The organism is Kitasatospora sp. NPDC092039 (assembly GCF_044756065.1).
Lineage (GTDB): Bacteria > Actinomycetota > Actinomycetes > Streptomycetales > Streptomycetaceae > Kitasatospora.
Map to the genome: position 1 here is coordinate 716,802 of NZ_JBIVSD010000001.1, position 24,123 is coordinate 740,924.

Annotated in this window: 1 protein-coding gene; it reads right to left on the reverse strand. The window is 73.7% G+C overall.

Features of this window, described 5'->3' with window-relative positions; all coding sequences use genetic code 11:
- Positions 1-21 precede the first annotated feature (21 nt).
- On the reverse strand, positions 22-24,036 hold the full coding sequence (locus ACIQI7_RS03160) for an ADP-ribosyltransferase (RefSeq protein WP_401104577.1): 24,015 nt from the start codon (positions 24,034-24,036) through the stop codon (positions 22-24).
- Positions 24,037-24,123 lie beyond the last annotated feature (87 nt).

Below are 24,123 nucleotides of genomic sequence, written 5' to 3' on the forward strand. Positions count from 1 at the left end.
CCTTCCTGCGGTGGGCGGGGGTCAGTCGGCGGGCAGGCCGTAGTCGGGGTTCGGGGCGAACGGCGCTCCCGACACGTCCTCCATCGCGTCGGAGTCCTCGTCGCTGTGGTCCGGCGCCTCCACCCTGCCGTAGACGATCCACTGGCTCTCCGGGGGCACGTCCGCCTCGCCGCCGTCCAGCGGCCCCGGCAGCGGGTGCTCCGGGGGGATGATCCGAACCGGCCACCAGCGCAGCCCGGCGCCGAGCAGGATCTCGTTCTCGGCCGGGCTGTGCGAGACCTCGCGGAGGAAGGCCCCCGGGGTCCGGTCGGGCAGCATCAGGTACAGCCGGATGAGCCGCTGGCCGAACGCCCCGTGCAGCCGGCTGCCCGCCGAGACCGAGACGTAGGTGGGCTCGACGACGACTTGGTCCACCCGCAGGGTGTCCGGGTGCAGGCCCTGCCCGACGTACGGCGCGCCCCGGCTGACCACCAGGTCCCCCGTCACCGGGCTCTGCTCGATGGCGTTGTCGAGCTGCTCGATGACGTGCCGCATCGGGCCCGGCGGCAGCGCGGTGTGGTCCAGCCCCTGGACGGTCAGCCCCCATCGGGTCTGCTTGACCTCGAAGTACGAGAACTGCTCGGCGACCTCGCCGTCCCCGGTCTCGCTGGGGGCCGTGTAGAACTCCAGCGCCTGCTGCTCCGCCTCGCTCAGCCCGCGGACCAGCTCCGCCATCGGTTCGAGGCCCGGCCCGTCGTAGTGGGCGTCGCGGGCGTGCCGCTCGTGGTCGGGCCCGAAGAGCTCCAGCTGGGCGAGGCGTTCCCGGAACGCCCGCGGCATCGCGTCGAACTCCGCGGTGTCCATGGTCCAGCCGTCGTAGTGCCAGAACAGCTCGGCGGCCTGGGCGCCGCCGACGCCGAAGTGGGCCCAGGTGGCCGGGTCGGCCCAGACGGCCGGGTCCGTCTGGTCCAGCACCTGCGGGTGGCCGCCGCCCGGCGGCACCGCGCTGTTGTCGGAGTCGTACCCGACGGAGGAGTCGTCGTCGGCGTTCCGGACGCTCAGGCCGGTGAGGCCGTTCAGGACGCTCTCGATGTCGTCGGCCGAGTGGTCGCTCCAGCGGTCGGCGGAGTGGTCGGCCGGGTGCTCGCCCGTCTCCGAGCCGGGCTCCGAGCCGGGCTCCGAGCCGGGCCGCGCAGGCTGCATCGTCTCGATCTGCTCCGTGGGCCGGTGCGCGGGCCAGTAGTCCTCGTTCGGGATGAACTCGACCGTCTCCGTGTACCGGCCGGTCGCCCCGTCCAGCTCGGTGCCCCGCACCAGTTCGACGCCGACGATGTACCGGCCGTCGATGCCCCCGGGGAACGCGACCTCCTGCTCCTCCTCGGAGAGGCCCGGACGGTTCAGGGTCTCCCGGACGTCGATGCCTCCCGGCGCGTCGATGACGTAGCGGTGCCAGGTCCCCCAGTCCACGTGCTGGGCCGTGCGCGACCGGGTCGTGCTCACCAGCGAGGACGCGTCGTTGCTCCCCACGTAGTCCTGGAGGTCCGGGTGGCGGTCCTCCTGCCTCGGCCGCAGCCCGGACTCGAAGACGTCCGGGTAGTCGACCAGGTCGGAGCGCTGCCGCTCCCAGCGGTAGAGGTGGCCCCGGTCGTGCCGCCACAGCAGGGGCACCGACTGGGCGTCGTCCAGCGCCGTCAGGTCGACGTGCTCGTCCGTCGCCACCGGGCGTTCGGGCCGCCACTCGGAGACGCGCGGGACCTCGTCCGTCGGCACGAACGGGAGCCGGGGGTCGTCGGCCCCGGTGCTCCGGACGACGTTCCGCTCGGCGAGCACGGTGTCGAGCGGGCGGACGCCGGGCTCGCGGTCCTCGTGGTCCACCGGGATGCGGTACCGCTCGACGAGCCGCCCGTCCCGGTCGTAGGTGTCCTGCCGGCCGTCCGGGAAGCGGCGGATCTCCCTCCCGTCCGTCAGCCGGTGGATCGTCGTGCCGTCCTGGAGGAGGCGGACCACCGTGCCGTCCTGGTGGTACTCGGTCACGTCGCCGCCCCGGTGGCGCTCGATCACCATGCCGTTCCGGTAGCGCTCGACCACCTCGCCGTCCTGGTAGGTCTCGACCACCGTGCCGTTCGGGTAGCTCTCGATCACGTCGCCGTTCGCGCGGTAGTCGACCACGCGGTCCGCCAGGTGGTGGACCTCCCGGCCGTCCGGGTGGACGTGGACCTCCTCGCCGGTCGCGTACCGGACGATCTCCGGACGGGACTGGGAGGACCCCTCGCCGTTGCCCGTGTTGTCCAGCGCGTGCTCCGTCGGCGCGGGCCCGTCGGCGCGGCCCGGACCCGGGCCGGACGGCGGGGGCGTCGCTCCCCCGGTGTCGCCCGGGCCGTCCGGGTGGAAGGTCCGGAACCGCCCCGGCGACCCGTCCGGTCCCGACTTGACGTACAGGCTCGCGGTCGACGGGCCGTCGGGGCCCGCGGGACTGCCGCTGACGCCGGTGCGGCCGGTCGGCGCGTGGACGGGCAGTCCGGTCTGCCGGGCGACGGCCTGGGCGTGCTCGGCGGACTCGCAGCCGAGCAGCGTGATCGAGGCAGGCCCGCGGGCTGGGCCGCCGCCCGCGTCGTGTGCGTCGACGTGCGCGTCGGCCGCCTTCAGCGCGAGGTCGGCGAGCCGGCGCTTGAGCAGCGCGCCGACCTCGGTGCCGGTGACCCCGTGGACCTTGGTGCCGTCGGCCAGCGGGAGGACGAACCCGTCCGGACCGGCGTGCGCGGCGAAGAAGTAGGTGTGCTTCCCGTCCCACGGCACCTGCTGCGGCGCCCCGGTCGCGAAGCCGTCCGCGGAGCGCGGCACGAAGGTGGTGAGCTCGCTCAGCTCGGGGTACAGCGCCGAGCGCTTCGACCAGTCGGCCTCGTCGAAGTGCGCCTGCCCGGTCTCCCGGCCGGTGCCGTCGGTGATGCTGTGGCCGAGCAGCTGCCCGGTGAGGTCCGGGCCGGCCCCGGCGCGCTGCGGCACCGTCGCGAAGGCCGTGTTGTCCGTCTCCTCGGACGCCGTCTCCCGCGCCCTGAGGCGGACGTAGCTGACGCCGTCCTCGGTGCTCGTCAGCGTCCGCTCGACGACCTGGAGCCGGGCTCCGGGCAGGAAGAGGACCTCGTCCTCCGCCATGTGCGAGGAGAACGCCGCGATGTCCCGGCCGTGCAGGCCGGTCGCCTCCAGCTCCAGCAGGACGCGGTGCTCGTCCTCGCCGTCGTGCCGTTTCATGAAGCCGAGCGAGGTGGCCTCGTCGGTGCTGAAGCTGGCGAAGGTCCGGGTCCGGATCAGGTCGCCGCCGTATCCGGAGCCGCCGGGGCGGCCGGTCGGCCGCATCGGGTCCTCCAGGATGCCGTCGCCTCGGTACAGCGTGCCCCGCGCCGCGGGCAGCAGCGCCAGCGCGTCCGCCAGCAGATGGCTGTGCAGTGCCATCTCCCGCTGGATGCCCATGAGTTGGCTGTCCGTCAGCGACTCGGCGAGGCGCCACGGCTGGGCCTTCGCCCGCATCCCCTCGTGCAGCTCGGGCAGCTCGGTGATCGACCTCGGCAGGGCGGTGTCCGGGTTCCGGTAGCTCTTGGCGATCAGCGCCGCGATCTTCCCGCGGAGCGCGGGGACGGGATCGGCGCCCTGGTGCTCCAGCAGCACGTTGATCAGCGAGTAGGCCGGGCCGGTGTAGGTGTACAGGGCCGCGAAGTGCGCGGGGCCCAGCAGATCGGTCACGTCCGTCGCCCTGGTGACGCCGTTGCGGGCCATCCACGCCAGGTACGGGGGCGCCCCGAGTCCCTCCTGCGGGTCGGTCCCGGTCAGCGCCTCCCAGCGGGCGCGCGCCTCCTCCAGGACCTCGCCGGTCACCTCCCGCGAGGTGGCGGCCCACTCCAGGTAGGTGCGCTCGTGCGGCAACCCGGCCGTCAGCGACTCCGGCGCGGGGTGGTCGAACGCGGGCCTGACCGGCCCGGCCCAGCCCTCGACCGGCGGGCGCAGCTCCGCCGGCGGGACGCCGGGCACGTTCCGGTACAGCCCGGCACCGTCCTCGTACCGGTGCCCGGGGAAGGCGCCGCCGAGCCGCATGCCCGCCACCACCTCGTGCAGCGAGTGCTCGCCGCCCGGCAGCAGCCAGCCGTACAGCGCCCGCGCGAACAGGTCGTGGTCGGCCTGCCCGAGGAGCCGGTACGCGTGCACCGCCACGGCCGCGGCGTGCGAGGCCGTGCCGCCGACGGTACGGATGCCCCGCTCCCGCAGGTCCGTGTGCAGGGCCGGGCCGCCCTCCGGGGCCCCGGGCCGGCCGGCCCCGAACCGCTCGTCGCCGGCCAGCCGGTGGAACTCCCGCATCACCTCGTGCAGGCTCCCGCCCGCGACGAGGTCGGCGGTGCCCTGCGCCCCGGTCTCCTCGGCGATCCGCCGCAGCGCCTCGCGGGCCCGGGCGACCACCCGGGGATCGCTCGCCGTCCACGCTCCCAGGTCGCGTTCGAAGTCCTCCGCGTGCTGCCGGTACCGGGGCTCGTCGAAGACCGCGTGCCGGACGGCCATCGCCGCGGGCGGTGGCTGGGGACCGGAGGGTGCGAGGGCCTCGGATCCGGGTGTCGGCCCCTGCCCCTCGTCCGGCGGCACGGCTGACGAGGGCCCGTCACCGGTGTGCGAGGGCCCGTCACCGGTGTGCGGCAGCTGGTCGAGCGGCGTGTCGGTGGCGAACTTCACCGCTCCGGCGATCTCGCCGTGCACGGCGGCCGGGGCCGCCTGCGGGTACGCCGTGCTGCCGTCGCCGTCCAGGTAGGCTCCGACGTTCTCGGTCCTGGTCGCGGTGAGCCGGAACCAGCTGCCGCCCTGGACGATCCTCGGTCGGCCCTGCGCGTCCACCCCGACGTGGGAGGTGACCACCAGGTGGCCCGGCGTGCCGCCCGCACCGGCGACCGGCGGGACGAACCAAACCCGGCCGTCGGCGGCGTAGGCCACCGCCTCCGGCAGCCGGGTCCACACGTGCTGCATGACCTCGCGCACGTACGAGCGGTCCGGCTGGACGTTGAGGTCGCAGGCGATGAAGCGCACCGGCTTCACGCCGTCCCAGCCGCCCTCCTCGTGGAGCTTGAGCAGCCCGTCGGCGATGTCGGCCGGGGCGACCACGACGTGGCCCAGCACGGGCACGCCGTCGGTGGTGTGCATGGCCAGGTTGAGGAAGTCGTTCGCGCGCGGGAGGTGCGGGAACACCGACTCGGTGAGCGTCCGCCAGTCGGCGTGCCGGTCACCGACCCAGTACAGCGTCGAGGACGCCAGCTCGGTCAGGCCCGGGTCGGGCTCGTACCCTGGGTCCCGCCAGCCCCGCTCCACCTCGGTGGGGGTCACCGCGCGGCCCGGTCGCTTGAGCCGGTCGACCGTGTCGATCAGGGCCCTCAGCTCGTCCGCTCCGACCGTCCCGCCGGTCTGCCCCTTCAACCGCCGGACGTAGGCGGCCAGGTTCTCCACCGTCACCTGGTGGTCAGCCGGCAGGCGCAGCGCCGCGCGGACGACGTCGGCCGTCCGGCGCAGCTCGGTGAGCTGCTGGAGGGTGATCCCCTCGGTGCCCCGCTGCAGCTCCTGGGCGAGCTTGGCGGTGCGCCAGGCGTTCATGCTCGCCTCGCGCCGGGCCGCCTCCCCCGAGACCAGGTCGGCGACCCGGTCGGCGAGCGGGCGACCGTGGTCCGCCCCGATGTACTGGGCCAGCGGCCACAGGTCGTCGTGGGTGCGCAGCTCGGCGACGTTGGCGAGCTTGGCGAGGGCCGCGTGCAGGCGCAGGTCGGCGTCCTCGGTCTTCGGGAACGGCGGGGGTGTGACCCGCTCGGTGGCCTCGATCTGGACGAACGACTCCCGCGCCGCGGACTCGCGGTTCAGGCGCTCGCCGAGGTCGAAGGTGCTGCCGGGCCGGATCAGGACCTCGGCCTCGCCCTGCTTGTCCGAGAACGGCTGGATGTCGAAGGCGCTGCCGCCGCCGCTCAGCGAGAAGTGCAGCAGGGCCCGGTAGGTGAACGGCAGTTCCTTGCGGGTCTGCATGAACATCATCGCCGTCCGCTCCTCCGTGCTGGTGCTCACGAAGTCCGGATTGGTGAAGGTGTCCCCGCCGAAGGAGGGCGACAGCCGCCTGGCGACTCCTCCGGGCCGGCCCACCACCCGGTCCCCGCGCCAGAGGTCGCCGGAGTACGGGGGAAGCTTGTCCAGGGCCTCGGAGATCAGTTCGGCGTGGGCCAGCAGCTCCCGCTCGATCTGCGGGAGCCGCTCCTTGACGGCTTTCGCCAGGTCCTTGCGGTCCTGGGCGGTGCGGTCGCGGGGCAGCTTGGCGAGCAGCGGGTCGAGCAGCGGGTCGCGCCGGAGGATCGTCGGCAGGCGGTTCGGGTCCGGCGATTCCAGCAGCTGCGAGATCTGGTACTCCAGTGCCTTGCGCCGGGTGAGCGGGCCGAACCGCAGGGCCACGTTGATCAGCGGGTACGCGGCGCCGGTGTAGACCGCCAGCGCGTCGAAGTGCGCGGGCGTCACCCGGTCAAGCACCTCTTGGGCGGTCATCGGGTTGCGGTCCAGCCAGCCGGACACCTCCTTCGACGCCCGGGTGCGGTCGTTGGCGGCCGTCGTGAACCCGTCGCGGTTGCGCTGCGAGTTCCCCACCACCTCGTCCCGCCAGCCGCCGTCGGAACGCGGCTTCCGCAGCAGCTCATGGTACGCGGCCTCGTGCGGCAGCATGCCGCCCTCGCCCAGCTGAGCGCGCACCACGTCCTGCGGGATGCCCGGGATGTGCTGGTACAGCACCGACACGTCGGACAGCGCGTTCAACGGGACCGGGGGCAGCTCGCCCAGCAGCTGCGCACCCTTGAGGATCTCGTACAGCGAGTGGTCGCCCAGCGGGAGCATCCAGCCGACGAGGGCCAGCAGCATGTCCTGCGAGGTGCTGCCCTCGACCTTGAGCAGTCGGAAGGCGTTCAGCATCTTCGCCGTGGTGGCCGAGATGCCGGTGCTGAGCGGCATGCCCTTGTCGTGGTGGGCCTCGCCGAACCAGGCGGACTTCTCGTTGAGCACGAAGTGCGCCCGCCCGGGCTTCCAGGTCAGCACCACGCCGTCGCCGACGGACTGCTGGTAGGCCAGTTCCCGGTCGCTCAGCGGCATGCCGCGGTCCTGGAGCCCCTGCGCGGTCAGGTCGTTCGGCGGTGCGGGGTCGCGCTCCTGGCGGGCGTTCAGGCTCTCCAGGTACTCCTTGCCGGCCTTGAACGGCTCCGCGCCCTGCTTGATGACGGTGCCCGTGCCGAAGTGGTCCTTGGCGAACATCGTGTTGAGGCCCGGCACCATCTCCAGCACGGAGCGCGCCCCGCTCCTGATGAAGTCCGCCTGCTCCTTGAGCGCGCGCAGGTCCAGCTTCATCGCCGCGGCCCGCGCCTCGGCCTCGGCCTCGGGGGCGTCCAGCAGGCGCTGGAGCACCTGCTTGAGTCCGAGCGGGGAGTCCTTGACGTAGGCCGCGTTGTAGAAGGCGGTCAGCAGCTCCCGGGTGTTGCCGGTCCGCATCAGGGTGCGGAACTCCTCCAGGCCGAGCTGTTCACCGACCTGTCCGGCGGAGCCCTGCTCCGGCTTCGGGTCGTTGTTCAGGAAGACCTTGTAGAGCTCGCCTTCCGGGGTGCCCGGGTTGGCGGCCACCAGGGCCTCGTAGAGCCGCTCGACGGCGTTGCGAGCCGCGGCCCGGGCCTGCGGATGCGCGAACGCGTAGGCGCCCAGCCTGGCCTCGAACTCCTCAGCCCGCGTGCGGTGTTCGGGCGTCGCGTGGAGCGCCTGCCGGGGTGTGCCGAGGGGCTGGAGGTCCCGCTGGTCGGTGATCGGGTGGGTCGGCGTGGCCTCGGCGAGCGGGTCGGGGTCGTGCAGCTGCGGGCCGTGTGCCCCGACCACCTCGACCACCGGCGCGCCGTGCGGCTGCGGCTGCGGCTGCGGGGCCTGGACGCCCGCCCCGTCGTCGACGGGCGGCACCTGGCCCCCGGCCTCCTCCACGGGCAGCCTCAGGTGCTGCCACTGCCCGCCCGCCTCCAGCCGGGGCCGGCCGGAGGCGTCCCAACCGACCCGCCCGGCGACCACCAGGTGGGTGCGGCCCTGGTCCTGGACCACCCAGAGCTTGCCGTCGGCGGCGTACGCCTCCAGTTCCACGCCGGGCAGCCGCTCGCGCAGCGCCCGCAGCACCTGGGTGACGTACTCCTGGGCGTCGCAGGCGACGAACCGCAGCGGCCTGCCGTCCCACGTCCCGGCGGCGTGGAGCTCCGCCAGCGAGTCGGCCATGTCGTCCGGGTGCAGCGGGCGGCCGTTCCAACCCGGCGCCCCGTTCTCCGTGACGGAGTGGTAGGCGACGGTGAAGTAGCGCGGGTCGTCCTGGATCCGGCCCACGCTCCGTTCGAGGTTCTCGCTCGTGGCCCGGTCCGCGAGGGGGTCCCGCAGGACGTGGACGCCGCCTTCGTGGTGCGGGGCGAGCGCGCGGGCCACCTGGACGCCGACCGGGCGCCTGGACACCGCCTGGCCGTCCGGGTGCTCGGGCGTGAACTGCGTCCAGTGGTCCTCGGGCGAGACGCCCGGCTTGGTGTCGGCGTGCGGGATCTCCAGTTCGAGGGGTACCAGTCCGGACAGCGAGCGTTCGGTGCCGGGGGTCTGCCCGGTCGGGTCGCCGCCCTTGTGGAAGGTCAGTTCGAGCTGGACGTGGCCGGTGTAGCGGGCCATCGGGGTGTTCGCCTTGGCGTTGGCCACCAACCGGCCGCCCGCGTCGGTGACGGTGCCCAGCCGCTGCCGGTGGGCACCGCCGAGCAGCACCGAACCGGTGGCCTCGACCGGGCCGCCTACGTCGCCCTGGACGCCGACCTGGCCCCGGACGTTCCACTGCCGGCCGGTCAGCCGCGTGCTCCGGCTGCCGCCGCCCGACTCGTTCGCCGGGCTCAGCGCGGCCCTGGTGCTGTCCCCCAGGTACTCCAGTTGGACGAGCGAGGCCTTGACCGTCACCTCGACGTCGTCGACGAACCAGCGCCGGCTCACGGACGGGGTGCCGACCGCCCGCTGCGGGCCGGCCGCCGGGCCGGCCTCGTGGTGGGCTCCGACCGCCGGGGTCAGCAGGGCGGAGAGCTGGGCGTGGCTCAGCCCGCCGGAGACGACGGGCTCCAGCCGCTTCCAGGTGCCCTCGCCGAAGAACCGCGGGCCCTCGGTCCGCAGGAGGCTGCGCAGGCCCGCCGTGTCGCCGAGCCATCGCAGCACGTCCCCCGGACGCAGACCGGAGGTGAAGACCTCGGCCGGCGGCACCCGCAGCTCCCTCGGCAGTGCGGGGCCGCGCCGGCGCCCCGGCACGGTGGCCTCCGGTGTGGTGCGGCCGGGCTCGGTCAGCACGTCGGCGTGGATGACGGTCTCCGCGACGGTACGGCGCAGCCGCCACTGCGGGACGACGGCGTCACCGGCCCCGGCCAGACGGTGGGCGACCCTGGGCAGTCCGGACCGCGGGGGTTCGGCGGCGGGCACCACCGGCCGGGTCTCCAGCGGCAGCGGGACGGCGGGACGCCGCTCCATCACCACCGAGAGCCGGATCACGGCGCGGTGCGCCTCGGCCGCGAGCTTGGTCTTGACGGCCGTTCCGGTGGTCACGACGTCCCGGCGGTACTCCAGCGCGTCCTGCCGCCGGGTGTGGGTGACACCGCCGCCGACCACGGGGGACACACCGGTGCCCAGGTTTCCCAGCACGTTGAGCCCGAGCGCGTCGGCGTGCCCGCTGCCGGCGTTGCCGCCGGCGTCGGAGCTGGTGAAGGCGGTCTGGGTACTGGCGCCGATGTTGAACTCGACCTGGGGCGCGTCGCCCGACCTGGTCACCCGGTCCACCGAGGCGGTGATCCGCACCGTGCTGCGGCCGTGCGTCAGCACGATCTCGTGGCCCGAGGTCATCGGCTTCAGCAGCGGGTGCAGGGCGTCGAAGTCGAGGGCGTCGAGGAGCTTGGCCTTCATCCCCTCCCAGTCCCGGCCGAGCGCCGCCCGGCCCTTGGGCTGGAGTGCGGCGACCACCGTGGCCACCGCCTCCGGCCCGGTGTGCACGGTTCCGTCCGCGCCCTCCAGGTGGACCCGGGTGACGATGTCGGAGGAGCCGAGCCGCTTGTCCGGGAGCTGGCGGGCCGCCGGGTTGTGGTCGGCAGGGGGCCGCACCACCTCGCGGTGCGGCGCGGCCACCAGGACCGGCGCCGCCGCGGTCGTCCCGGCCAGCGCCCGCTGGAACCGGTCCGGCACGAACCGGATGCTGAACACGGCGTCCCCGTCGAACAGTTCGGCCGTCTCCACGCTCTTGCCGCGGCTTCCGGTACCGCCGGTGCGCTCGATGGTCAGGCCCCGCACGCTGTCCCTGGTGTGGGCGTACTCGCCGGTGACGGTCACGTGCGGGACGGTGCCCTTGAGCGCGGCCCCGATCCGCCAGCGGTTCAGCCGGTCCCAGCTGTAGCCGACCATCGTGCGCTGCTGGCTCCCGAGTTCGAACTCGAAGCCCTCCACCGTCCGCTGGTGCCGCAGGGCCAGCGGGGCGACGGTGACCTCCACCTTCCCCTTCCAGTGCCCGGTGTCCACCGGCACCCGGAGCGTGCCGCCCCGGCTGAGCCGGGACAGCGAGGCGGTCAGGCCGGCCCCGTCCAACCGGGCGGCCAGGCGGACGGACGCCTGGGCGGACACCGGGCCCGCCGTGCCGAGGGCGTGCTGGACCACGTCCAGCACGGACCGGCCGCGCCGGCCGACGCCGAGCACCACGTCGGAGTGGCCGAGCCGGTCCGGGACCCGCAGGTTCGCGGGGGCCTGCCCTGCGGTCTCCGGCTGCGGCCGCGGGACGTCGGAGCGCGGCGGCGCCGCCCCGTCGAACGGGTTGCCGATGACCCGGCTGTTCCGGGCCAGGGGCCGGGTGTGCGCCTGCTCCATGCTCAGCGCGGCGTCCAGCGCGATCGGTTCGCCGTGCGGCCTGCCGTTGACCGTCAGTTGAAGCTCGAACCGGGCGTCGTACAGCACCTGTGCACTGCGGTACTTGCCGCTCGCGTAGCTCTTGGCCGAGCTGCCGCCCCGCCAGCCGTCCCGGTCGCGCACCTCGCGGGTGACCGTGGCGGTGCCCTGGAGGGTGTCCGTGAACGGCTTGCCGCTCTCGTCCAGCACGTCTTCGCGGGTGCGCACCGGCCCCTTGCCGAAGCCCTGGGCCGAAACGTTCCAGGCGTCCGAGTCGAGGAGCCGCTTCGACTCGGTGGTCGTGCTCTCCCGGACCGGGTTGAGGTCCGCGGACGCCTGCTCCCGCCGGTACGTCAACGCGGTGACGTGCGCGGTGACGCCGATGCCGAGCTTGCTCAGCGGGCCGAGCGCGACCGCGGGGCTGCGCAGCGGGACCTCCTGCGTCATGCCCACCAGGTGGGCCGCGACGGCCGACTGCGAGAACGCCCGCAGGACGTCCTCCCGTACCCCGGCCCAGTCCTTCGCCCCCAGCCGGGCGCGGCCGATCTCGTCCAGCCTGGCGTGCAGCGGCGCGACGCTGCGCACGTCGCGGACGACCGTGGTCTCGGGCAGCCCGGTGTAGGCGGCCGAGCCGTGCCAGATCCCGGCCGGCGGGTGCGGGACCAGCGCGCCGGGCGGCAGTGCCGCGTGGTCCGGGTGCGGAGCAGGGTTGACCTGGTCAGGGGCGGCCGGGCTGGTCTCCGACCGGTCGATGACCACCCGGAAGCCGAGCCCGGCGTCGACCGAGCGGGCCTGGACGCGCCGCACCGTGCCGAAGGCCCCGAACTCGACCTCGATCCGGGCCTCGCCCTCGAACACCACTCCCGCCGTCTTCACCTTGGTACCCAGGGACAGTTCGTCGCCGCCGCCGGTCAGCACGACCCGGTCCCGGCCCGTCCTGACACCGGCGCCGAGGCCTCCGCCGCCGTTCTTCGCCGATCCGGTCCCGGTGCCCACCAGCGGGAACTGCCACCCCTTGCCGGTGGTGTCCTGCTCCACGTGCGAGCGGGACGTCCCGGTGGCGATGTTGAACTCGGTGGGCGGCAGCTCCGCCGTCGGCCCGATCGTGTGGATCCGGGCGTTCCGCAGGGTAATGACGGCCTTCGGGCCGGTCAGGCTGTCCACCTCGACCGTCCTGGTCTCGCCCGACATCAGGGCCTTGAGGTCCTGGTGGAGCGCGCCCAGGTCGATCTGCTCCAGCAGCCTGGCCTTCAGCGCGGGCCAGGTGCTGCCGAAGTGCTCCCTCGCCTGGGCCTCGAAGCCCGCGACGAACCCGGGCATGCCCTTGGCGCCCCCGGCCGCGTTCAGGTCGACGAGCTGGATGCCCTCGGGCCCCGCGGCCGCCTCCGGCGTGTGCGGCAGCGCCCACACGTCCGTCACGATGTGCGGACCGGACAGCCGTCCGCCGCCCGGACCCGCCCCCGGCGGGGGCAGCAGCGGAGGGACGGCCGGCCGCGGAGCACCGGTCTCCCGGAGCGGGACGGCCACCTGGGCCCGCACGTCGACCGGCGGGACCGGTTCCGAGGCGACCTCGCCGAACACGCCGAGGGTGCGCCGGCCGAGGCCGACGAACTCCGCCCTCAGCTGGAAGACGGTGTCGAACAGGGCGGCGGTCTCCGAAGTCTTGCCGCGGGCCACCATCCGGCTCGCCTGGGCGTCGGCCTTGCCGTGCTGCCAGTCACGCTGGTAGCCGACGGTCTCGGTCAGGTCGGCCGGCTTGCCGAACTTGAACTTCGCCTGGACGCCGGCGTTCAGCTGGAGCAGCCGGTCGCCGGTCACCCCGACCGAGGTCTGCCGCTCCGAGCCGTATTCGAACTCGAAGTCGTCGGCGGACCTGACGAAGGTGCTGCGGCCGAGGTCGGCCGCGACCCGGACGGTGCCGCTCCAGGTGCCGATCGAGAAGGGGACGTCCCAGACCTCGCCCCGGGACAGGGCCGTGAGCTTGGCCTGGAGGGTCTCCGCGCCGAACAGGCTCTCGGCGAGCGTCCTGGCCGCCGCCTCCTCGCCGTGCAGGACCCGGGCGAACCGGTCGGTGAAGTGCTCCAGGAGCTGGGTACGGGTGCTGCCGAGGCCGATCAGCACGTCCGAGGCCGCCAGGCCGTGCTCGTCGATCCTCGTCGGACGGGTGGGCAGCACCGGGCCGAGGACGGTGTGCTGCGTACCGTTCGCCTCGGTGACGACGTCGCCCGGCTGAAGGACCGCGCCGTCGTCCTCGTGCGGCCCCTCGGTCCGCGTCGCGGACTCCATGAACGCCCGGTACCCGTCGAGCACGTCGTCCTCGCCCGGCCGCACCACCGGGCGGCCCTCCCCCTCCACCGACTCCATGAACGCCCGGAACCGCCCGAACAGCTCCTCCTCGCCGGGCCGCTGGGCCAGCCGGCTCTCCCGCTCGGCCGACTCCATGAACGCCCGGAACCGCCCGAACAGCTCCTCCTCGCCGGGCCGCTGGGCCAGCCGGCTCTCCCGCTCGGCCGAGCGCACGAACTCCCGGAAGCCGTCGAACAGCTGCTCCTCGGCATCGGTCCGGGCGACCGGGTTGGCCGGCTCCGGGTGGCCGACCTGCGGGTCCGCACCGAAGAGGTCCGTCAGCAGCGGCACCAGCTCGGGCACGTTCTCCCGCACCCACTCGGCGCCGTTGTTCCGCGCCAGCCCCGTGACCGGGTCGTTCCCGTGGTTGTACCCGAAGTACGCGGTGACCAGCTGCGCGAAGAACTCGTGCTCGTCGCGCGCGGAGTAGTTCCCGACCCGGTCGCCGTTCCCGTCCCGCAGACCGCCGTCCGGCCAGGCCGTGACGTCCTCCTCACCGAACAGCCCGGTCAGCGCGTCGGCGTCGCTCCGCTCCCGGAACGCCTCCTCGACCAGCCCGCGCTGCGCCGCGGTGAGGCCGAACTCGTGGATCGCGTGCGCCAGTTCGTGCACCGACGTGGAGTAGCCCTCGGCATGCGCCGGGTCCGGTCCCACCGACGTCCGGGAACCCAGCAGGTTCTCCTCCGTGATCAGCACCAGCCCGTGACCGCTGGCGCCCCGGACCACCGCCCAGTCCCGGCCGTCGCCCGTACCGTGCCCGGACGCCACGAAGCCCGGGACGTCCGTCATCGGGACGTCGCGCGGCACCACCACGACCCTGGCACCGGACGCCACCAACCGCTCCGCGACGACCTTGTCCGCCAGCATCCGCGCCAGCAGGTCCTCGGCCGTCCGCCGCGCCGCCACCGGCTGGTGGGTCCGCGGATCGACCTCGATCAGCAGCCTCACCGCCGCCTGCGCGAAGTCCCCCGGCTCCAACTCCTCCCGCAGACCCGTCAGGTACGCCTCCTCCGAGGCCAGCTGCCGCCGCTCCTCCGACGACAGGTAGTCCAGCGCCTGCACCCACTCGTGCAGCGGCCCCGGCACCGGCATCTCCCCGCCGCCCAGGCCCACCGGCGGCCGGCCCGCCACGGACTGCCCGTCCTGCCCGGTCGCCGCCGGGGCCGGGAGGACCGGCGACGACGGCGGGAGGGTCGGCGACGACGGCGGCGTCGCCTCGGCCGGCGGGGGCGGGGTGGGGCTCGGTCCGGTGAGCCGCAGTTCCGAGGGGAGTTCCGTGACGACCCGGTCGGCGGGGCCCCCCGAGTAGCCGGCCGGCGTCTCGATGACCGCGGGGGCGATCGAGACGCTGGAGCCGCCCTGCCCCTCGTAGGGTTGGGCGACCATCCACGTGCCGCCCGTGGCGACCACCGGGAAGCCCTTGGCGTCGTAGCCGACCGAGGTCGAAGCGACGAAGGTCCGGCCGCCACCGGGGTGCGCGGGATCGTCGAGGTGCCGGCCCGGGAACGGTATGAACCAGAGGTCCTCCTTGGGCGCGCGGACGGTGACGCTCACGTTCACCATGGAGAGGTAGACCTGGACCATGGCCAGGTACACGCCGTTCTGCGTCGCACCCAGGCGCGGGATGGCGAACTCGAGCCCCGTCAGCCCGTTCCAGTACCGGTGCGTCCTGAGATCGGCGATCAGCCGGGCCATCTCCCAGGCGGTGACCTGGTGCCCGTCGACCACCGGGAAGCCGTCCGCGTCGGTGCGGCCCACGATCTCGAACGTCAGGTACGTGCCCTCGACGTACCCGAAATCCGGCAGCACCGTGCCGTCCAGCACCCAGCCGTGGAACCGTCCCGAGGTGTCGGTGAGCGGCCGGCCCTGCTGGACCCACCCGGTGCCCGGCAGTTGGTGGACGACCGGACCGGACGCCGGCGGAACGGCTTGCGGCACCCGGGCGACCGACCCCGGCTGCTGCCCCGCCGCGGTGCTCCCGTCCCCCGTCTGCGGTGCGTGCGTGCTGGGCCCGCCGACGTCGAGCAGGTCGTCCAGCTCGATGATCCTCCCCTCGGAGTCCTGCCCCGGCTCGTGCCCCGGCTGTTCCTCGGCCGGGTCCGCATCGGGGTGCGCACCCCAAGAGGAGACGTCCACGCCGAGCCCGACGGCGTGCGGGGACGGGCCGACGAAGGGCGTGCTCTCACCGTTGCCCACCCTGAACTCGGTGCCCTCGTCCAGGAAGTACGGCCCGAGCTTCTCCGGCCGGCTCCCGTGCTCCAGCCAGAGCCAGTTCCCGGGGCCCAGGTGCACCTGTTCCCCGACGAAGGACAGACCGACCTTCTCGGCGACCAGGAGGTGCGTGGTGCCGAGCGGCGAGGCGACGATCCAGACGTTCCCCGCCGCCGCGAGTGCCACGACCTTCCGGTTCATCCGCCACAGGTGGCCGAGCATCTGGTCGGCGTACGACCGGTGGGCGTCCGACGCCAGGTCGGTGGCCAGCAGGCGCAGTGGCCTGCGGACGTCCCAGCTGCCGTCCTGCACGAGCTTGAACAGGGCGTGCGCGGCCTCGGCCGGGGTGAGGGCGGTGCCGTTCAGGCCGGGGCGCCCTCCGACGGTGTCCAGCACCACAGTGAGGAAGTCGTCCCGGAACTGCAGCGTCTTCAGGAGCGGTACCAGCGCGTCGTAGTCCGCGGGCCGGTCCCCCAGCAGGTAGAGGTTCGGTTCGCCCGGGACCACCGGCTCGGCGTCGGCCCGTCCGACGGCTGCCCAGGCCGTCCGCAGGTCGTCCAGGGTCGAGGCGTGGCCGGTGTGCTCCACGTCCTGGGCGACGGCCAGGAGCCGGCGCAGGTCGTGGTCGCCCGTCCCGGTCCCGCCGGTCACCTGCTCGGTGAACCGCCGCAGGTCGTCCTGGGTGATCCGGTGGTCCGGCGGCAGACCGAGCTCGGTCCGGGCCAGGGTCGCGACCAGGGTCACTCCGGTGAGCTCGGCGAGGGTGTGCCCGACGGCGTCGTGCAGGGTGGCGGCGATCCGCGCGGCGTCCCACAGGTGCTCGGTCGCCCGGCGGACCAGGACCTCGTCCGGAGCGTCCGCATGGGCCCGGTGCGCGCCCGGCAGCCCGGCATGGGCGCCCACGGCCTTGGCGAGCGGCCAGAGGTCCCGGTGGAACCGCACGTCGGAGGTGTTCGCGAGGCGGGCCAGCTGGTGCCTGAGCTGCTCGTGGAGCGGCTGGGGCCACTGGGGCGAGTCGTTCCGCCACTCGAACGGCCGCGCGGCTCCGCTCTCGATGTAGTCGATCCGCTCGTACGGTCCGGTCTCGGTGCTGCCGGTGCCGGTGCCGGTGACCGTGAGGAGTGCACCGGGCTTGATCAGGACCTCCCGTTCCCCGTCCCGGTAGCGGGAGAACGGGGTGATGTCGACCCCGTGCTCGCCCACCAGACGGATCCGGGCCAGGACCCGGTGGGCCAGTTTGTACTGGGCCAGCTTGGCGTCGGATGCCAGGAACCCCTCGGCCGTCTCCTCCAGTCGGCTGGTGCTCAGCAGCCCCGCGTTCCTCTGCGTCCTGCCCGGCCTGGCCGCCGTGAACACGGCCTCCGGTCCGTCCAGGCGGCCCAGCCCCCACTCGCCCCGGTAGACGACCCCGGTGACGGCCGGGAGCCGGTCCAGCGCCTCGATGATCATCTCGGCGTGGATCCGCAGCTCCTTCTCGATCTCGGGCAGCAGTGCCCGAGCCATCCGGGAGAGCTCCGCGGAGTGCTCGGGCGTGCGGAGCTCCCGCTCGGGACGGGCGATGAGCTCGCCGAGCACCGGGTGACCCAGGAGCACCGACGGCACCCCCTTGACCGGCCCGGCCAGCAACGCGTCGATCTGCTTGCCCAGCGCGGTGTGCAGCAGCGGTCCGTCGAACTTCAGCAGCACGTTGATCAGCGGGTACGCCGTGCCGGTGTAGATGTTGAGCGCCTCGACGTGGGCCAGGCTCAGCCGCGCGCCGAGCTCGGCCTTGGTCAGGCCGTTGTCGGTCAGCCACTCCCGCTCGGACGAGTACGGCTCGTGGCCCGGCTCGGCCATCCGCTGCCACACCCGCCGCAGGGATTCCAGGCCCTCCTCGTCGAAGCCGCCGTTGCGGCGCGAGCGGGTCGCCAGGGCGTGGTAGACCGACTCGTGCGGGAGCATGCCGAGCTCCCGGCGCAGGGTGCTCTCGGGCAGGCCCGGGATGTGCCGGTACATCACGGCGGCCTCGGTCAGCAGGTGCGAGGGCACCGGCGGGAGCTCGCCGGCGAGTTCGGCACCCTTGAGGATCTCGTAGAGCGAGTGGTCGCCGAGCGGCAGCATCCAGCCGACCAGCGCGACCAGCATGTCCTGGGTCTCGACGCCCGGGACCTTGAGCGCGCGGAACGCGCTGAGCATCTTCGCCGTCGTCGCCGAGACGCCGGTACTGAGCTGCATCCCCTTGGTGTTCCGGGTCTCGCCGTACCAGCTGGAGGCCGAGTTCACCTGGTGCCTGAAGTTGCCCGGCTCCCAGTGGAGGAGCTGGGAGGTGTCGGTGTTCTGGAACTGCCGTTCCCGGGGGCTCAACGGCATCTGGAAGTCGATGAGCTTCCGGTCCGGCTTCGGCGGGTCCGTCTCGGTCCGCTCGGTGCGGGCTTCGTAGCTGGCCCGGAACTCCCGGTGGAGCGCCAGCGGGGCCTTGTGCGCGACCACGCCGGTGGCGAAGTAGTCCTTGTCGAAGTAGCCGCCCCCGCCGGTCAGTTTGTGCGAGAGCTTCCGGGTGGTGCTGTTGAGGTAGTCCAGCTGCTGCGACACCCGCGTGGCGTCCAAGCCCAGTTCACGCAACCGGGCAACCGGTTCCCCGTCCTCGGCGAGGCCGTTCAGCACCTGCTTGAGGCCGTACGAACCGGGCGGCCGCGTGGCGTCGTGCGCGTACGCGGCGTTGAAGATGGCGGTCATCAGCTCACGGAGGTTGCCCGTCGCCAGCAGCTCGTGGAACTCCCCCTGGGTGAGATGCTCGCCGACCTGCCCGGCCGAGGTCAGGTCCTTGCTCAGGAAGGCCCGGTAGACCTGCTCGCCGGTGGGGTCGCCGTGGGCCGCCTTCAGCACCTCGTACAGCCGGTACGCGCTCTCCCGGGCCGCTCGCAGCGCCCCTTCGTGGCGATAGGCGAGCAGGCCGACGGAGTGCTCGAAGTTCTTCGCGACGGTCTCGTACTCCGGCGCGTTGTACAGGTGCCTGCGGCCGGCACCGAACTCGTGCGCCTGCGGGTCCGGCACCACGATCGGGTGCTCGGGAGTGGCGGCCCGTGGCGCGGACCCGCCGTCCAGGTGCGCCGGCAGCTCGGTGGCCACCACCGGGGCGTGCTCGTCCGGGGCCGTGAGCCGGACCCAGTGGCCGCCCGCCTCGACGCGCGGCAGCCCGTTGCTGTCGAACCCGACGTCGCGGCTGACGATCAACCTGCGCGAGCCGTCGCCCGCGGCGTGGTCGCGCACCGACCACAGGGTGCCGCCCGGAGCGTCCACCTCGATCTTCAGCTCCGGCCTGAGCTCGCGCAGGGCGGCGACGAAGCGCGCCGCGTACGAGTCCGCACCGCCGCGGCCGGCGTCGCAGCCGGCCAGGCGCAGCGGCCGGCCGTCCCACACGCCCCGGTCGTACAGGTCGAGCGCGGTCCTGGCCAGCTCGTGCGGCGGGACGGGCTTCCCGTCGAGGTGGGGGGCGCCGTCCGGTCCCTTGCCGTGGAAGACCAGGGTGAAGTGCGACGGGTCGGCGGGGAAGTGGGCGAGCGCCTCGTCGGTGGCGCGCGGATCCGGTCCCCGGTCGGCCAGCCAGTGCACGCCGGGACGGACCTCGGTCGTGACCGGCGGGTGCTCGTGGAGGGCGACCGGAGCGCCCAGCGCCGAGGCGACGGCCGCCGTCAGGTCGTCCCCGCCCGGCAGGTCGGCGGTGTCCCTGGCGCGGACGGTCAGCTGTCCGTCGGCGGGTCCGTGGTCGCCGCCGGTGGTCCGGATCGGCTCCTCCGCGGTGTCCGTCCGGCGGCCGAAGGCGTCCTCGTGGGCGCGCTGGTGGGCGTTCCAACCGGCCGCGTCGAAGTGGTCGAGGCTCCACAGTTCGCGGTAGCGGGCGACGAAGTCGTCGCCGTACTCGCGCTTGAGGTGGTCGGTCAGGGCCTCGATGAGGGTGTGGCGCGCCGCGAGCCCGTCGAAGCCCCTGGCGGCCTCGCGCAGGGCGGGGGCGGCCTCCTTCTCGAAGGCCGCGTGCTCGCGCAGTTCCCGGACGAGTTCACCGCGGGCGTTCTGCCAGTGCTCCTGGCGGCCGGCGAGGTCCTCGTGCGAGCGGAAGGACTCGTCGAAGGCGCGGGCGATCCGGTCGCCGTGGCCCTCCGTCAGGCGGTCGGCGGCGTGCGGGGACAGGCCGTGCTCGCGGGCGGCCGCCTGGGCCTCGGCCGTGGCCTGGCGGCGGACGGCGAGGCGGGCGGCCTGGTGGGTGAGCCGGTCGTGCAGGGCGGCGGGGTCGACGAGCCGGTCGAGGGCGGCGCGCAGCGCGGCGGGCTCGCCGACGCGCTCGGTGGCGGCCCGGTCCATCTCCCCGGCGAGTTCGCGGAGCACCGTGTCCTTGGCCCGCAGCACGTCGGACTCGTCGGCGCCGAACCTCTCGGCGAACTCCTTGCGCGCGAGGTCCTCGGCCCAGCTGTCGGCCGCCCTCTCCGCCTCCGCGACGGCCCGGTTGATCGCGGCCTCGCGGACCGCCTGCACGGCGAACTCGTGCGGCAGGGCGGACGGATTCTCGGCCTGCGATCGGGCGTACAGCTCCCTGACCTCGTCGTGGCCCCGGCGCCTGCCGGTCGCCTCGTCCCGCGGGCCCGCCGCCTCGTCGTAGTCAGCGGCGACGCGTTCGTGCAGCCGCTCCCGGATCGCCCGCAGACTGCTCGGCGACAGGTCGACGTGCTCCGTCACGCCGACGGCGGCGAGCATCTCCCGGTCGGTCGGCGAGAGTCGGTCGTACCAGCCGCCGACCGCCTGCTCGACCCGCTGCTCGACCTCGGCCAGCGCCTTCGCCCGGTCGGTCTCCAGGAGGAGTTCGGCGCGCGCGTGCTCGGTGAGCCGTCGCAGGGCCTGGCCGGCCAGGGTGTTGGCCTCGGTGGTGAGGCTGTCCGCGTCCGCGTAGATCCGGGCGGCCTCCTCGTCCGCGCGCGCCCGGAAGTCCTGCCGGACGAGCTCCACGACGGACGCCGGGGGACGCTCGGGGGTGAGGGCGACGCCGGTCGCGCCGTCGGTGATCCGCAGGGCGTCCCCGGCGGCCAGCGCCCGGTCGAAGTGCTGCACCGCCACCCGGACGGCGGCCTCGCGGACGGCGGCGACCCGCACCAGGCCGTCGAGGTCGCCGAGGATCCGCTGCCGGTCCTCCGGCCGGGCGGCCAGGGACTCGTACATCATCGTGCGGGCCCGCTCGTGGACCGCTCCGCGCAGGTCGGCCGGCGCGTCCTCCGGGAACCGGCCCGGGGCGTCCAGGGCCTCGTCCAGCAGCCGCTCGGCCTCGTCCTCGCGCCGGTGGCCGCTGCCGTCCGGGTCCGTCCGCAGTTCCTCGGCCGCCTCGGCGAGCTTGGCCTCGTACTGGTCCTGGAGGTCCCGTTGGGTCCGGCGCCACTGTTCGGCCCGCACCCCGTCCGCCTCGGCCCGGACGTGCTCGGGGGCGTCGGTGTAGTGGTAGGCCTTCGGTTCCGGGTCCGGACCGAAGACCATGGCGGCGTCCATCGGCCGCACCTCGCCGGTGGGCTGGTGCTCGTACCCCGCCGGCACCTGCGACTCGGTCCTGGTCACGACCGGCTCGCCGCCGTCGGACGGCCTGGCGTACGTGTGCCACGCACCGCCGCCGACCACCGTCGGGCGGCCGTCCGGGCCGAAGCCGACGTTCGCCGCGACGATCACGTGGCCGGTGCCGGGGCCCTCCACCACGGTTTTGCCGCTGAACCGGGGCGCCACCCAGACCGGGCCGTCGGCCGCCACCGCCTTGAGGTCGGCGAGCTTCGGGTTCGACCAGACGTGTTCCATCACCTGCCGGACGTAGCCCTGGCCGGTGGCGCCGTCGAGGCCGCAGGAGACGAACTCGATCGTGCGACGGTCACCCGACAGGTGCCCGAGCGAGGCCAGGCCTCGGACCACCGAGGCGAGTTCGCCGGGCGGCATCGGCGCGCCGCTCCCGTCGGTGTGGATCACGACGGTGTAGCGGGTGGGGTCGACGGGCAGCTTCTCCAGCACTTCCAGGACGTGCCGGCTCGGCTCGGCCTCGCCCGCGACCCAGCCGGGCTGCCGGTCCGGCCCGGTGTGGGGCAGGAAGTGGCCGGTGGTCGGCGGGACGTGGGAGTCGTCGCCGACGTCGAGGTACTGCAGGCGCTCGGTGCCACCCGGCTCGGCCGGGTCCCGGTGCCCGGTCGGCTGCGGGTTCTGCGGGTCGGGGTGTTGAGGGGCGAGGTCCTTCGGGTCAGGGCGCTGGGGCTCGTCGTTCCGCGGCTCGGGGGTCCGCGGCTCGGGCACCGTCCGGTCCCCGTCACCGGTGGGCTGCGGTCGCTGGTCCTGCGGCCGCTCCCCGTGCTGCCCGGTGCCCGGCGCGTGGGCGGGCGGCGGGACGTCCGACGAGGTGGCGGTGGTGGCGTGCGCAGGAACCGGCACGGTCTCGGTGGTCTCCTCCACCGGCGTCCGCCTCGGCTCCTCCTTCGGGCCGCCGACCGTCGAGCTCTGCTTCGGCGGTTCCGGCCTGGAGGTGTCCGAGGAGGCCTTGGACGGCTCGGACGGCGCCTTCGGCCCGCCGTCCCCGCCCGTCACCTTGACCGGGGGTTCGGCCGGGGTGTTCGCCGTGGGCCGCGCGGGCTTGTCCCCGGACGGCGCGGGCGAGCCGTCGGAGTCCAGCTTGAGGTGCTCCGGCCGGGTGCCCTCCGGCAGTCCGGTCACGTGCGGGGCGCCCCCGGCCCCCTCCGGGCGGGAGACCCAGAGCGAGGTGGGGTGGCCCATCAGGTTGGACACCACCGCCAACGGGAAGCGCGCGTAGTTGGGGAGTTCGATGTCCGAGAGCTTCAGCCGCAGCGGGCCGCCGGCGATGTGCCCGAGGTGGCCGAGCGCCCCCATCGCGACACCGCCGTAGAAGCTCTCCACGCTGACGGTGAACTCGTGGTTCTCGCCGAAGGTCAGGTTGTAGGCGCCCTCGCTGACGACGTTCTGGACGCCGCCCTTGAGGTAGTTGCCGACGCCCTCGCCGAGCTTGTACAGGAACTGCCCGGCGCTCTGCGGGTGCAGGCCGTCCATCAGGCCGACGGCCCGCCCGGCGAGGTCCTGGACGGCCCTGACGCTCTCCCGGAGCTCCTGCTGCTGCAGTTGGAGGGCCGCCAGGTCCTTCGCGCCGCCGGTCAGCGAGCCGCCGCCGAGCTGCTTCAGCTCGTTCTGCATGTGGGTGATCTGCCGGGTGACGCCCTGCAGTTCGGCCCTGAGCGTCCCCGCCTCCAGCCCCTTGCTGGAGGCGACCAGCGTGGACACCAGCTTGTTGACCGCCCCGAGGTCGATCGCGTAGCGGGCCCCCTCACTGGCGAGTCGCGAGGCGATCAATCGGCCTGCGGCGTTGGCGAGTTCGGCGTCGACGCCCAGCTTGACGAGGTCCCGCCCGAAGGCCTCCCCCATCGTCCTGGTGAGCTTCTCGACCTTGCTGAGGTGCTCGACGACGTTCTCGATGCCCTGCTCGCCGGCTCCCTTGCCGTACTTCTCCCCGAGCTGTCCGGCGATGTCCTTGAGCGTGTTGCCGCCCTTCCCCGCGACGTTCTCGATGCCCTTCCCCGCGCCGGCGGGGTACTCCTTCTTGAGCTGCCCGGTCAGATCCTTGAGGCTGTTGCGCCCGGCCTCCGCTGCGGTGAGCCGCTTCTCCAGGTCCTTCGCGACCTTCGCCCTGGCCTGCTCCACGGCCTCCTTGCCGCCGATCTTCGACTCGCTCCTGCGCAGGATGTTGAAGAACTCCTTCAACTCCGCGCCGCTCATCGACTTCAGCTCGTTCTTCAGCAGGTCCTTGAACTCGGATCCGGCCAGCGCCTTGAGGTCGGCCTGCAGCTCCTTGCCGACGCCGCGTCCGAAGATCCGCCCGAACGCCTTGCCGAGACCGAAGGTGAGCAGCTCCAGCGGCCCGGTGAGCAGGCCGTTGATCGCCCCCATCTCGACCGCCTGGATGAAGGACTCCTTCTCCCAGTGGTCCTTGTGGCCCTTGCCGATCTGGATGCCCTGGATGATCCCGTCCATTACCACGGCGGTGGTGATGGAGAGGAACTCGTGCAGCAGGAGCTGCTTGAACAGCCAGATGAAGACCTGCTTGATCACCGCGCCCGCGGTCTCGTAGGCGACGAAGATCCCCGCGAGCGAGCCGCCGAAGGTGATCGGCGACATGGCGATCGCCCAGGCGATCTGGGCCACCAGCTGGATGAGCTGGGCGATGATCATCCACTTGGCGTACTCGACCTGGTTGGCCACCTTGTGGGCGAAGTCCCCGAGCTGCTTGGCCATGTGGCCGGCCGCCGTCACGAAGTCGGTACCGCCGGTCTCGCCGATCAACTCGCGCATCTTCTGCATGAAGGCGTCGGCCGCCTCGCCCTCGAAGCTCTCGTTGCAGAGCTTCACCAGCTCGACCAGGTAGCCGCGGAGCTCGGGGACCTTCTCGTGGATGACGAGGTAGTCGTCGCCCGCCGTACGGAGCTTGTCCTCGTCGGCCTCCGGCCACTTCATGCCGGTCACGATGCCGAAGAACTTCGCCAGGCCCGGCGGCAGCATGATCGACACGGTGATGCGCTCCTGGCAGTGGTCGAACGGAGGGAGGAAGGAGTGGAGGAGGGCGCCCGGAGGCGGGGTTCGGGCGGG

Coding starts and splice junctions, on each gene's coding strand:
- ACIQI7_RS03160 (WP_401104577.1), bottom strand. CDS start 24,036: ATGCTGCCGCCGGGCCTGGCGAAGTTCTTCGGCATCGTGACCGGCATG.